This is a genomic window from Paractinoplanes deccanensis, assembly GCF_016862115.1.
GTDB lineage: Bacteria > Actinomycetota > Actinomycetes > Mycobacteriales > Micromonosporaceae > Actinoplanes > Actinoplanes deccanensis.
This window is the reverse complement of sequence record NZ_BOMI01000002.1, coordinates 179,397-192,306: the sequence shown is the minus strand read 5'-3', so window position 1 is coordinate 192,306 and position 12,910 is coordinate 179,397. Positions and strand designations below refer to the sequence as shown.

12 protein-coding genes are annotated in these 12,910 nt (G+C 72.1%); 5 read left to right on the top strand and 7 right to left on the bottom strand.

Going from position 1 to position 12,910, the window contains the following annotated elements:
- The first annotated feature begins 62 nt into the window (after nt 1-62).
- Complete coding sequence (locus tag Ade02nite_RS00915; protein WP_203759526.1) at nt 63-872, top strand: methyltransferase domain-containing protein; 810 nt, start codon at nt 63-65, stop codon at nt 870-872.
- On the opposite strand, the gene Ade02nite_RS00910 is transcribed toward Ade02nite_RS00915, so the two are convergent.
- Nucleotides 869-1,528, bottom strand: a complete 660-nt coding sequence (locus Ade02nite_RS00910) for a YqeB family protein (protein WP_203759524.1) — start codon at nt 1,526-1,528, stop codon at nt 869-871. The two genes, Ade02nite_RS00915 and Ade02nite_RS00910, sit on opposite strands and share 4 nt — an antisense overlap.
- A gap of 112 nt (nt 1,529-1,640) precedes the next feature.
- Between Ade02nite_RS00910 and Ade02nite_RS00905 the strand changes: the two genes are divergently transcribed.
- Nucleotides 1,641-2,744: a sensor histidine kinase gene (locus Ade02nite_RS00905; RefSeq protein WP_239168422.1), complete on the top strand. Its 1,104-nt coding sequence runs from the start codon at nt 1,641-1,643 to the stop codon at nt 2,742-2,744.
- A complete protein-coding gene (locus tag Ade02nite_RS00900) occupies nt 2,723-3,388 on the top strand; it encodes a response regulator transcription factor (protein ID WP_275409856.1) in 666 nt (221 codons plus the stop codon). Before Ade02nite_RS00905 ends, Ade02nite_RS00900 begins: the two co-directional genes overlap by 22 nt.
- On the opposite strand, the gene Ade02nite_RS00895 is transcribed toward Ade02nite_RS00900, so the two are convergent.
- On the bottom strand, nt 3,385-3,807 hold the full coding sequence (locus Ade02nite_RS00895; RefSeq protein ID WP_203759520.1) for a MarR family winged helix-turn-helix transcriptional regulator: 423 nt from the start codon (nt 3,805-3,807) through the stop codon (nt 3,385-3,387). The two genes, Ade02nite_RS00900 and Ade02nite_RS00895, sit on opposite strands and share 4 nt — an antisense overlap.
- Before the next feature lie 56 nt (nt 3,808-3,863).
- Here Ade02nite_RS00895 and Ade02nite_RS00890 point away from each other — a divergent pair, with 56 nt between their 5' ends.
- On the top strand, nt 3,864-4,727 hold the full coding sequence (locus tag Ade02nite_RS00890) for an aldo/keto reductase (RefSeq protein ID WP_203759518.1): 864 nt from the start codon (nt 3,864-3,866) through the stop codon (nt 4,725-4,727).
- 5 nt (nt 4,728-4,732) lie between these two features.
- Here Ade02nite_RS00890 and Ade02nite_RS00885 read toward each other — a convergent pair whose 3' ends face one another.
- From Ade02nite_RS00885 to Ade02nite_RS00870, 4 genes are all read right to left on the bottom strand, one after another.
- Nucleotides 4,733-6,211: a glycoside hydrolase family 130 protein gene (locus tag Ade02nite_RS00885; protein WP_239168416.1), complete on the bottom strand. Its 1,479-nt coding sequence runs from the start codon at nt 6,209-6,211 to the stop codon at nt 4,733-4,735.
- 8 nt (nt 6,212-6,219) lie between these two features.
- On the bottom strand, nt 6,220-7,305 hold the full coding sequence (locus Ade02nite_RS00880) for a glycosyltransferase (protein WP_203759514.1): 1,086 nt from the start codon (nt 7,303-7,305) through the stop codon (nt 6,220-6,222).
- 30 nt (nt 7,306-7,335) lie between these two features.
- A complete protein-coding gene (locus Ade02nite_RS00875) occupies nt 7,336-8,481 on the bottom strand; it encodes a glycosyltransferase (RefSeq protein WP_203759512.1) in 1,146 nt (381 codons plus the stop codon).
- Between the two features lie 103 nt (nt 8,482-8,584).
- Complete coding sequence (locus Ade02nite_RS00870; RefSeq protein ID WP_203759558.1) at nt 8,585-9,586, bottom strand: glycosyltransferase family 4 protein; 1,002 nt, start codon at nt 9,584-9,586, stop codon at nt 8,585-8,587.
- 82 nt (nt 9,587-9,668) lie between these two features.
- On the opposite strand from Ade02nite_RS00870, the gene Ade02nite_RS00865 reads away from it, so the two are divergent.
- Nucleotides 9,669-11,372 (top strand): glycoside hydrolase family 13 protein, encoded by a 1,704-nt coding sequence (locus Ade02nite_RS00865; RefSeq protein WP_203759510.1) that lies wholly within the window; start codon nt 9,669-9,671, stop codon nt 11,370-11,372.
- Here the strand turns inward: Ade02nite_RS00865 and Ade02nite_RS00860 are convergent.
- Entirely contained in the window at nt 11,354-12,901 is a 1,548-nt protein-coding gene (locus tag Ade02nite_RS00860) for a CocE/NonD family hydrolase (protein WP_203759508.1), read from the bottom strand. The two genes, Ade02nite_RS00865 and Ade02nite_RS00860, sit on opposite strands and share 19 nt — an antisense overlap.
- Nucleotides 12,902-12,910 lie beyond the last annotated feature (9 nt).

The window sequence follows — 12,910 nt, the reverse complement described above, 5'->3', positions numbered from 1 at the left end:
CCTCCTGTCGGATGAGTGACGGGGCCGTGGTGCGAAGCATTTCTTGCGTCAACATTTGCCGCATGAAGCAGATCGAGCGCACCCCCTGGGCCGACCTTGACGGCCAGCCACGCGAGCTGACCGCGATGCTGCTCGCCGCGCTCGAGGAGATGGGCCGCCATCCGGAGATCCGCCGGGTGCGCCGCATGGCCCTCGAGGCGCTGCGTCCCGAGCAGGGCTGGCGCATGCTCGACGCGGGCTGCGGCGCGGGCGACGTCGCGCGCATGCTGGCCCGCGAGACCGGTGGCGAGGTGATCGCCCTCGACTCGTCGGCCGCGATCATCGCCGCCGCGGTCGAGCGCCACGACGGCAGCGACGTGCGCTACGTCGCCGGCGACATCGCCTCGATCGACCTGCCGGCCGGCAGCGTCGACGGCGTGTGGTGCGAGCGGGTGCTCCAGCACGTCGACGACGTCGACGGCGCCATCGCCGAGCTGATCCGGGTGACCCGGCCCGGCGGCCGCGTCTGCCTCATCGACACCGACTGGACGTCGCTGGCCTTCGACGGCGTGCCGCCCGCGCTGGCCCGCACGGTCATCGACGACATGCACGGCCGGCTCACGCCACGACGGGCCGACATGGGCCGCACGCTGCGGCGCCGCCTCGTCGGCAAGGGCCTGCGCGACGTCGGCGCGGTCCCGGTGACGTGCCTGTTCCCGAGCCCCGCGTCAGCCGCGGTGGTGCTGCCGATGCTCAACCCGGGCGTGCCGGCCGACTCGTGGCTGACCGCGCCGGGCGTCCGGGAGAAGTGGTTCTCGCACGTCGAGGAGGCCGGCGCCCGCGGCGACTTCCTCGCGGTGCTCACGATCTGGGCGGTGACCGGCACCGTCTAGCTGGCGTGCCGCCAGTACTGCTTCTTCTTCACGTCCCGCACGACGATCCCGAGGCGGCCCAGCTCCTCGCGCAGGTCGCGCAGCTCGTCCTCGTCGCCGGCCTTCAGCGCCTTCTGCCGCTCGGCGAGGATCGCGTTCGCCGTGGGCGGCAGGTCGGGCAGGTCGGGCACCCAGCGGCGATAGGAGTTGAGGTACGGGTCCTCGTCGGCCCACGGCACGCCGTTCTCGGTGAAGGCGGCCCGCAGGCGCCGCTTCGACAGGTGGCACGGCTCGCGGGCGAGCTCCCGGCCGGTGCGCCCGAGCAGCACCAGCTTGTCGCGGTCGGGGAACGCCACCGCCACGTCGCCGCGCGGCACGGCCCGCCGGTGCCCGGGCCGGGTCAGCACCACCTCGGTCGTCGACACGCGCACGGTCAGCGACTCCGCGTCGACCATGGCCGCCAGCACGAGCCCGAGCACGGCGCCGAGCGCGGGCGTGACGTACGTGGTCACCAGGTCGGGCAGCTCCTCGATGAGGCCGAACGGCCCGGGCAGCCACTCGACCCCGCCGAGCAGCACCAGCAGCATCGCCACCCCGGTGCCCACCGCGGGGGCGCCGATCCACACCAGCACCCGGATCCACCACGGGGTGGGCACGGTCGTCGTCCGATCCAGCACGGCACCGAGTCTGCGGGCGCGGGACGCCGCCCCGATACCGACCGAGGGCGATGCGACGTAGACCAAAGTCGACTGCCTCGCGCCGCGAACCGCCGGTAGCGTCGACGGCGTGATGCGCCGCTGGCTCCCGGATCTGGCCCCGGCCGTCGTCGCGGTCGCGCTCGGCCTGTTCCTCATGGCCAACTCGGTCGGCGAGGGCGACGGCGCCCCGGTCGGCCTGGAGGTGGCGACCGGTGTCCTCTCCACCGCCGGGCTGGTCCTGTTCCGGCGCAGCCACCCCGTCGCGCTCATGCTGGTGCTGCTCCCGTTCGGCATCTTGTTCGCCATGCCGATGGGCGCCCTGCCGGTGGCGCTCTTCTCCGTCGCGCTGCACCGCCGCGGCCGTGTCGCGATCGCTCTCGCCGCGCTGCACGCGAGCCTCGCCACCGTCGTCTACGCGGTGGCCCTGGGCTTCACCCGGCCGTTCTACGAGGGCGCCACCTTCCTCGTGCTGCTCCAGGTGAGCGTGGTGGCGATCGGCATGCTGATCCGGTCCCACCGCCAGCTGGTCGACTCGTGGGCCGAGCGCGCCCGGCAGGCCGAGGAGGGCCAGCGGCTCCGCGTCGAGCAGGCCCGGCTTGCCGAGCGCGAGCGCATCGCCCGCGAGATGCACGACGTCCTGGCCCATCGCATCTCCCTGCTCGCCGTCCATGCGGGGGCTTTGGAGGTACGCCGGGAGGCGTCGCCCGAGGAGCAGAAGGCGGCCGGGACCATCCGGCAGTCGGCGCACGACGCGCTGGAGGACCTGCGTACGGTGATCGGCATGCTGCGGACGCCGGGCGAGGACAAGCCGCAGCCGACCCTGGGCGACGTGCCGGCGCTGGTCGAGCAGTCCCGCGAGGCGGGCGCCGAGGTGGGCCTGGCCTTCGACGGCGGCGACGGCGTGCCCGAACAGGTGGGGCGCAACGCGTACCGCATCGTGCAGGAGGCTTTGACCAACGCCCGCAAACACGCGCCGGGAGCACCCATCAAGATCAAGATCAGCCGTACGGCGGAGCCGGGCCTCACCGTGGAGGTGGGCAACGCGCTCGCGGCGAGCACCAGCCGGCTGCCGGGCGCCGGAGCGGGCCTGACCGGCCTGCGCGAGCGCGTGCAGCTCGTGGGCGGCCGGCTCGAGCACGGCCCGACGCCGTCCGGCGAGTTCCACCTCAAGGCGTGGCTGCCGTGGGCGACGTGATCCGCGTCCTGCTCGTCGACGACGACGCGCTCGTGCGGGCCGGGCTGACCATGATGCTGGCCGCCTTCGACGACATCGAGGTGGCGGGCGCGGTCGCCGACGGCACGGAGGTCGCGGCCGCCGTCAACACCCACCGGCCCGACGTCGTGCTGATGGACATCCGCATGCCCGGCATCGACGGCCTCACCGCCACCGAGACGCTGCGCAAGCGCCGCGACGCCCCCGAGGTGATCGTGCTGACCACGTTCGACACCGACGACCACGTGCTGCGCGCGCTGCGCGCCGGCGCCGGCGGCTTCCTGCTCAAGCACACCCCGCCCCGCGAGATCGCCGAGGCGGTGCGCCGGGTCGCCGCCGGCGAGCCGATGATGTCCCCCGAGGTGCTGCGCACGATGATCGGCCTGGTCGCCGGCGCCCCCGCCGACCCGCGCCGCGACCGCGCCCGCGAGCTGCTGGCCCGGCTCAGCCCCGGCGAGACCGACGTGGCGCGCCTGGTCGCCGAGGGCCGCACCAACCAGGAGATCGCCGCCGAGCTGCTGATGAGCACGGCCACCGTCAAGGCGTACGTGTCGCGCATCTTCTCGAAGCTGTCGTGCACCAACCGCGTCCAGATAGCCCTGCTGGTGCACGACGCGCGCGACTAGGACCTGAGCGTCTCGAGGATGTCGCGCAGGGCTTGCTGTTGCGCGGCGCTCAGCCGCCCGGTGAGGTGGCGCTCCACGGCCGCGGCGAGGGGCGGCTCGGTCCGCGCGATGACCTCGGCGCCGGCCGCCTCGAGGGTCACCTCGACGCCGTTGCGCAGGCGGGCCCGGGAGAGATAGCCGCGCGACTCCATGCGGGTCAGCAGGTGCGACAGGCGGGTCCGGTCCCAGCCGGTCGACGCGGCGAGCGCGTTCTGCCGTGCCGTCCCGCCCGACCCGTTGAGGTGGACCAGCACCGTCATCTCCGGTTCGGAGAGGTCGCTGCTCTCGATCACGTCGGCGACCACGGAGGCGCGGACCAGCTCGCTGACCTGCTTCCAGAGCAGCCAAAGCCGCACGCCCGCGTCCGCCGGTGTTGACATTTCAACATTGTCGCCCATACTGTTGATATTACAACAGTGGCTCGCGAGGAGGCATCATGAAGGTCAACCGCATCGGGTACGGGGCCGCGCAGCTCGACAAGCTCCGGGACGATCGGGCCGCGGCCGTCGCGCTCGTGCGCCGGGCCGTCGAGCTCGGCGTCGACCATCTGGACACCGCGCAGTTCTACGGCCACGGCTTCGCCAACGAGGTCATCCGGGAGGCACTGCGGCCCGGGGAGGACGTGCTCGTGGCGACCAAGGTCGGCGCGACGCCGGTCACCGGCGGGCGCTTTCCGTTGCGGCTCGCGCAGCGGCCGGAGGAGCTGCGGGCCGACGTCGAGCACAACCTGCGCAGCCTCGGGACCGAGCGGCTCGCGCTGGTCAACCTGCGGCGCACCGACGGCGGGCCCGGCGTGCGGGCCTCCGGTGACCAGGTGGTCGACCTCGACGACCAGCTGGCCGTGCTGACCGCGCTGCGCGACGAGGGCAAGATCGGCGCGATCGGGCTCAGTGCCGTCACGCTCGACGTGGTGCGGCGCGCGCTGCCCGCCGGCATCGCCTGCGTGCAGAACGCGTACAGCCTGGTCGCCCGCGACGACGAGGACGTGCTGGCGCTCTGCCTCGCCGAGGGCATCAGCTTCGTGCCGTTCTACCCGCTCGGCGGCGACTTTCCGGGCATGCCCAAGGTGACCGACGAGCCGGCCGTGCACGCGGCCGCGACGGCGCTCGGCGTGACCGCCTCCCAGGTGGGGCTGGCGTGGCTGCTCCACCACGCCCCGAACGTGCTGCTCATCCCCGGCACGTCGAAGGTCGCCCACCTGGTGGCGAACCTCGCGGCCGGCCAGATCACGTTCGACGCGGCGACCGCGGCGGCCCTCGACGCCGTCCCGTCCCGGTCGTCGCAGGTGCTGTTCGCCTGACGGCCCTAATAGCCGGTGGGCACCATGCGGGCGAGCAGCTGCTCCACCGGCATGCTGGCGAAGCCGATGCGGACGTCGCTCGCGCCGTACGGCAGCCAGAAGCGGCCGTCGTGGATCAGGCCGCCGCACGAGTAGACGACGTTCGGCACGTAGCCCTCGCGCTCGATCTCGTCCGGGTCGAGCAGGCCCTCGGGCAGGTCAGCGATGACCCGGGCCGGGTTCTCCAGGTCGAGCAGCATCGCACCGATCGCGTAGCGGCGCATCGGGCCGACGCCGTGGGTCAGCACCAGCCAGCCCTCGCCGGTCTCGATCGGCGAGCCGCAGTTACCGACCTGGATCAGGTCCCAGCCGCGGTGCGGCACGAGCAGCGGCTCGGCGGGCTGCCAGCGGTGCCGGTTGTCGCGCACGGCCAGGCCCAGGGTCTCGCCGTCGGAGCGGCACAGCGCCATCTTGCGGCCGTTGATGTAGCGCGGGAACAGCGCCATGCCCTTGTTGCGGGCGGCCGGTCCGTGCAGCCGGGTCACCTCGAAGTGCCGCAGGTCGCGCGAGAAGATCACCCGCCCGGAGATGTGCTTGCCGTCGTACGCGGTGTAGGTGCCCTGGTAGATGTGCCGGCCGTCGGGGTCGAGCACCTGCACGAAGCGGGCGTCCTCCATGCCGTTGCTCTCGGCGTGCGTCGCCGGCCACAGCACCCGCTGGTGCAGCGGCACCGCGCAGGGGAACTGCACCGCGTACTCGTCGGCGACGATGTGCCGGATCTGGTCGATTGTCTCCTGCGAGGTGGGCCGGGCGAGCAGCTCGCCGGGGACGTGCCCGATGACGTCCTCGAAGTCCTGATCGGTGTAGCGGTCGGGCAGGGCCGACACGACGTACGCCGACGCCTCGTTGTCGATGCCGCAGTCGATGAGCGCCGCCTCGAGCTGGTTCTTCCAGTGCTGGGCGCCGACCCGCTGGCCGATCATGAGGGGGCCGTCGCGGTCCTCCATCCGGATGCTGTCGCCGGGGCCGAGGACCGCCGAGCAGAAGCCGACCGACGAGATGTGGCCCTCGCCGATCTGCCGCAGGCTGATCGCGACGCGCAGCTCGCCCGGGTCGAGCCCCGTCTGGTCGGGGTGCGGCACCATCGACGGGTTGCACAGGGCCGCCGCCTCGACCGCGAACTCGTGGCTGAAGTACGCGCCGATCAGCGAGCGGGCCGTGGGGGAGAGGTCGAGCCCGTTGGGCACGCGGTGCTGCACCAGCTCGTAGTGGTGCTGGAAGACGCCGAGCAGGTCGTGGTGGCGGCCGGCGAAGCGGGTCAGCACGTCGTCGAGCAGCCGGGCGATCTCGGCCTCGTCGAGCTGAAGGATGCGCTCGATCAGCATCTGCGTGCGGTTCTTGACGCCCTGGGTCTCCTCGCCGGGCACGAACAACTTGATCACGACGCGCCGGCCGTCCGGCTCCATGACGATGTCGTGGCGCGTGATCGAGGACTGGGCATTCATGACTGCGGTCATGCTAGGCCGCCTGACGGTCGGGTCGCGCTCCGGCTTGCCAGCACGCGGGCATGCTGCAACGTCGAGATAAGCGCGAGGGTTGATTCGGCTCCTTGGTTCACATTAGGACCTTCCGCCTTCAATCCGTCATAACATCCGCCGGTTAGGGGGTCGTACATGACGGTTTGCGCGTCGTTGTCCCCGAGGAACCACGCGATCGCCCGGAAGACCTGCTCGTCCCAGCGGTCGTCGCCGGTGACCGCCGAGGCCGTCGCGCAGGCGTCAGCGGTCGCGGCGGCCTCGATCGGCTGCTGGTCGAAGCGGTGCTTCGGCACGCCGGGGCGCCACCCGCCGACCGGCACGGTGGACAGGTGGCCGTCGTGGTCCTGCTCGCGGCAGAGCCAGGCGAGCATCTTGAGCCCGGCGCGCAGCAGCGGCTCGTCGCCGAGCAGGTCGCCGGCCGCGATCAGCACCTCGGCGAGCGCGGGGTTGGCGTAGGTCAGCTCGGGCTCCGGCCAGACCCAGTCCGGCGAGGCCGTGGAGGGCAGGCCGATCACCGTGGCGGCGTCGGCGAGCAGGCCGGCCGCTTCGGTGGCGCGCGGGTCGGCGCGCAGCACCTCGGCGGCGCCGAGCCCGGCGTACGCCATGGCGCGTGGCCACGACGAGCGCTGGCGCACCCCGAGGCGGAAGGCGTTCAGGGCCTCCCGGCGGATCCACGGCACTGTGGAACGCGCCGCCGCGGTGCCCAGGCCCCACATCGCGCGGCCCCACCAGTCGCCGGTCGACGGCTCGTCGGTCCAGCGCCGGTCGTACGACATGCGGTTGCGGAACCCGCCGTCCGGGCCCTGGGCGTGCGTGAGGAACGCCAGGTAGCGCTCGGCGAGCCCGACCAGCTGGGCGCTCGGCCGCGGCTCCCGGCTGATCAGCAGGAGGCCGCGGGACACGTCGTCGACGCAATAGCCGTGCTCGCGGCGCACGATGGCGTTGCGAGCGTGCTCGAGCAGGCCGGTGTCGTCGGAGAGGCGGGCGACGTGACTCCAGTCGGGTGGGGGCGCGTCGGCGAGCTGGATCGGCGGCGGCACGAGCCGGAGCCCGATCGTCATGTGGTGCTCCTGATCAGGGGAAAGGGCAGGTCAGGCGGGTACGGCGGAGGCGGCCAGCGGCGCGCGGGCGGCGAGCAGGCGGGACGCCAGGGCCTGGTAGCGGGCGGCGACCGCGGGCCAGCGCAGCGTCGGGCCGCCGGCCAGGCCGGTGATCGGCATCCGCGGCTCGGCGAGCACCCGCCGCACGGCCGCGGCCATCGCCTCCGGGTCCTGGTGGGGCACGAGCAGCCCCGGGCCGTCGGCGAGCAGCTCGACCGCGTGCGGGAACTCGGTCGCCACCACCGGCACCTCCGCGCCGACGGCCTCGATCAGCACACCCGAGGTGACCTGCTCGGTGGAGTCGTACGGGAGCACCACCACGTCGGCCGAGCGGATCAGCCGGGTCAGCTCGTCCTCCTCGAAGTACGCGTCGGCCCAGCGCACCTGGTCGCTGACGCCGAGGCTCGCGGCGAGCTGCTCGAGCGAGTCGCGGTAGACGTCGCCGAACTGCTCCAGCACCTTGGGGTGGGTGCGCCCGGCGACCGTGTAGAGCGGCTTGGGGTCGAGGTCGCCCAGCAGCGCGAGCGCGCGGATCGCCCACTCGATGCCCTTGCCGGGCCCGAGCAGCCCCCAGGTCAGCAGGTGGGGCCGGTCGTGGTCCTCGCGCGGCGCGCCGGCGCGGCTGCCGGCGCCGTGCGGGATCACCGAGATCTTGCGCGGGTCCACCTCGTAGCCGCCGGAGAGGCGCTGCCGCGCGGTGTCGGTCATGGTCACCAGCGCGTCCGCGGTGGCGCCGATCCGCTCCAGCACCCGGCGCTGGAGCGGGTCGGGATTGCTGAGCACGGTGTGCAGCACGATGATCGACGGGATCCGCAGGGCGCGCAGCAGCGGCAGCACCTCGTCGCCGGCGTCGCCGGGGTAGATCCCGTACTCGTGCTGGATGATCGCCACGTCGAAGCGGTTGAGCGCGTTCGCGGCGGCCTGCCACCCGCCCCGGTTGTCGGTGTGCCACGTGTGCACGACGCGCGGCGCGCCGCGGTCGAGCTCGATGCCGCCGCTGACGCTGTCGCCGGCGAGCAGGCGCACGACCCCGGAGGCGCCGCCGGTGTTCAGGTGAGTGGCCAAAGCGGCATTGAAGGTCGCCAAACCGCATTGGGTTGGCGGGTAGGTGCTCAAGAAACCGAACTTCGCGGGCATGACAGGCCTTTCTCGATCCGCGGCTGCCTCCCCGCAGCACGGTTCAGGAAATACACCGGTTAAACGTGCAATTCACATTGCGACGTTAACAAGAACGACCCATTCAACTGACGATTTTTCGGTAAATGGTCAGGTAGTCCTCGACCATCCGGTCCGCGGAGAACCGCTCGCGGGCACGCCGCGCGCACGCCGCGCGGTCCAGCTCGCCGATGCGCTCGACCGCGGCGACCGCCTCGTCGACGTCCGTGACCAGCCGCCCGGTGACGCCCTCGTCGACCACTTCCGGCATGGAGCCTTTCCGGTACGCGACGACGGGCGTCCCGCACGCCATCGACTCCACGACCGAGAGGCCGAACGGCTCGGCGAACCGGATCGGGTGCAGCAGCGCGAGCCCCGACCCGAGAATCGTGCCGCGCTCGTCGGGCCCGACCGAGCCCAGATAGACGACCCGGTCGCCGTCGATCCGCGGTTCGATCAGTTCCTCGAAGAAGCCCCGGTCCTGCACGATGCCGCACATGACGAGCCGCCGGCCCGCCCGCCGGGCGATCTCGATGGCGAGGTCGGTGCCCTTGTCCGGATGGATGCGGCCGAACAGGATCAGGTCCTCGCCGCCGGAGAGGTGCACCGGCAGCCCGTCGAGGTCGATGCCGTGGTGCACGGTGGCGAGGTAGTCGAGGTCGGGGGAGCGGTCGCTGTCCGAGATCGAGACGAAGTGCGAGCGGGCCCGCCGGTACGCGGGCAGGATGTTCGCGCCGGAGAAGCCGTGGATGGTGGTGACCATCGGGGCCGCGCACAGCCGCGAGAAGGCGAGCGGCAGCCAGTCGAGGTGATTGTGCACGATGTCGAACTCGCCCGAGCGCGCCAGCGCGTGCCCGACGTGCAGCGCCTCCCAGACGCGGCCGTCGATCTCGTCGTTCTCCTCGTAGCCGGCCGGGGCGACGCCGTCCAGCGTGGCCTTGGTGATCGAGTCGAGGGTGGCGAAGAGCGTCACGTCGACGCCGCGGGCGGCCAGGCCCTCGGTGATCAGGCTGGTGACGAGCTCCCACGGGCCGTAATGCCGGGGCGGCGTACGCCAGGCGATCGGGCCCAGCATGGCGACCTTCACGACAAAAGCCACTTTACGGTAGTTAACACGTGCTTAGTATGCCCAGCGGTTTGAACCGGTGTTCTCGTGTTAGACAACACGCATGACGGATCTCTGGTGGAAGAGCGCGGTCGTTTACCAGATCTACCCGCGCAGCTTCGCTGACGCCGACGGCGACGGCATGGGCGACCTGCGCGGCGTCATCGATCACCTGGACCATCTCGCCGGGCTCGGCGTCGACGTGCTCTGGCTCTCGCCGATCTATCCGTCGCCGCAGGACGACAACGGCTACGACATCAGCGACTACCAGGACATCGAGCCGATCTTCGGCACCCTGGAGATCTTCGACGAGCTGCTCGCGGGCACGCACGCGCGCGGCATGAAGCTCATCATGGACCTGGTCGTGAACCACAGCTCCGACGAGCACCCGTGGTTCGCCGAGAGCCGCTCGGACAAGACCAACCCCAAGCGCGACTGGTACTGGTGGCGGCCGGCCCGCGAGGGCATGGAGCCCGGCACGCCCGGCGCCGAGCCGACCAACTGGGGATCGGCCTTCGGCGGCCCCGCCTGGGAGTACGACGAGAAGACCGGCGAGTACTACCTGCACCTGTTCTCCCGCAAGCAGCCCGACCTCAACTGGGAGAACCCGGAGGTCCGCGAGGCCGTCTACGAGATGATGAACTGGTGGCTCGACCGGGGCGTCGACGGCTTCCGGATGGACGTCATCAACATGATCTCCAAGGACACGTCCCTGCCGGACGGCCGCGTCCAGCCCGGCTCCTCGTACGGCGACGGCGCCCCGAGCTTCATCAACGGCCCGCGCATCCACGAGTTCCTCCAGGAGATGCACGCGAAGGTCTTCGCCGGCCGCGACGCGATGCTGACCGTCGGCGAGATGCCCGGCGTGACGGTCGAGGAGGCGAAGCTGTTCACCGACCCCGACCGGCACGAGGTCGACATGGTCTTCCAGTTCGACCACGTCTGGGCCGACCGCGGCGACGACCCGTGGCTGCTCGTGCCGATGCAGCTCACCAAGCTCAAGGCCATCTTCAACCGGTGGCAGACCGGGCTCGCCGAGGCCGGCTGGAACAGCCTCTACTGGAACAACCACGACCAGCCGCGTGCCGTCTCGCGCTACGGCGACGACAGCCCCGAGCACCGGGTCGCCTCGGCGAAGATGCTCGGCACGGTGCTCCACCTCCAGCGCGGCACACCGTACGTCTACCAGGGCGAAGAGCTCGGCATGACGAACTTCCCGTTCCGGTCGATCGCCGACTTCCGCGACATCGAGGCGCTCGGGCACTACGCCCAGGCGGTCGACCGGGAGGGCCGCAGCCCCGAGGAGGTGCTCACCGTGCTGCGCGCCCGGGGGCGGGACAACGCCCGTACCCCCATGCAGTGGGACTCGTCGGACCACGCGGGCTTCACCATCGGCACGCCGTGGCTGGCCGTCAACCCGAACTACCCCGAGATCAACGCGGCGGCCCAGCACGACGACCCCGACTCGGTCTACCACTACTACCGCAAGCTGATCGAGCTGCGGCACACCGAGCCGGCGGTGGTCGACGGCGACTTCACCATGCTGCTGCCGCACCATGAGCAGCTGTACGCCTACACGCGCCGGCTGGGCGGCACCGAGCTCCTGGTGGTCGGCAACTTCTCCGGCGAGCCGGTGACCGCGGAGATCGACGGCTGGTCGGACGCCGCGTTGGTGCTGTCCAACCTTCCCGGCGAGGACGGCCTGCCCGCGGACGGCGGCCTGACCCTGAAGCCGTGGCAGGCCGTGGTCTACCGGCGCTCGGTGTAGAAGATCAGCGTCCCGGCGCGCAGGGTGGTCTCGGTGGCGACCATCCGCGTCGCCGTCGCCGGTGGCTCCCCGGTGCCGTAGTTGCGCAGGTACCGGGGATGCGCCCCGCCGGCCACCAGCAGCCGCAGCCGGTGGCCGGGCCGCCACGCGTGCGCGGTGTGCCCGAGGTCGACGAGCGTCGGACCGTCGGCGGAGATCCGGCTCAGCCCGTCGCAGACGTTGACCGACCGGCCGGCCGGGTCGACGTCGCAGACGCGGGCGAAGAGGTCGCCGCTCGCCGCGGTGGTGCTCGCGTCGAGCTCGCACCGGACCGGCCCCATCATGGTCAGCTCCTCGGCCAGCGGCTCGCCGGTGAAGACCAGCACGTCGGCGCGCTTCTCCAGCTCCGCGTTGTCGACCTGCCCCTGGGTCGTGGACTGGAGCGCCCCGCCGATCGAGGGGGTCGGGTCGGCGGGGTCGTACCGGAAGCGCGCCTCCTCGACGATCATCTTCTGGCGCTCCTCGGTGAGGCCGGGCGGCGGCCAGGCCGGCAGGTCGCGCCATTCGTCGCGGCCGCCGACGTGCACGCGTACGGCATAGGGGGAGGGCTCGCCGCGAAGCCGGCGCAGAGCCTGGGCGAAGACCTCGTGCCAGCCTTGCTCCAGCGCCGACGTGTGAGTCCACGGCCCGATCAGCAGGTCGACGTCGCGGCCCGCGTCGCGCAGCCGGGTGTAGTGGTCGATCACCTGGCCGGGCACGAGGTCCCACCAGCCGGTGCAGAGGCTGGTCGGCACGGGCGGATCCGCGACGGCGGTCGCCCGCCACCACTCCGGCTCGGGATGGGTGAGCCACTCCTCGAACGCCGGCCGCCGTCCCCCGAAGGCCGGCGGATAGGCGTCGAGGAGCGGCAGATCGTGAGTGGCCTTGCGCAGCCCGAGCCGCAGCCGCACGATGCCGCGCAGCAGGGCGCCCATGGTCAGCGACGTCTGCCCGAACAGGGCGAGACCGCCGACGAGGGCCCGTTCCAGCCCGAAGGCCCCACCGGCCCAGAAGAAGTCGTGCGGATCGGTGTGGCCGACCTGCATCACGGCGCCGCGCCACTCCGGCGGCGGGTCCGTCGTGGCCAGGGCCGCTTGGGTGTACGCGGTGTAGCTGGGCCCGAGCGTGTAAAGCTCGCCGGTGAACCAGTCCTGCTCGCGGATCCACGCGACGGTGGCCCGGCCGTCGGGCCCCTCGTTGCGCCACGCGTCGAACGCGCCGCCCGAGCCGCCGGTGCCGCGGCTGCTCTGCATCAGCACATGGAACCCCTGCTCGGCGAAGAGCACCCCGTAGAGCCAGTCCCACGGAAACCCGCTCCGGATGTACGGCGCCCGCAGCATGACAGTGGGGCACGGCTTGTCGGTCACCGGCGCGTAGTGGTCGGTCAGCAGCGCGCTCCCGTCCGCGCCCGGCACGGTGAGGGCGAGCTCGCGCCGGACGTCGTAGCGCGGGGGCGGCCCGTTGCGGGCACGCCGTCGCATGAGCCGGAGCAGCAGTGGCAGTCTGTCCATCGGTCACCC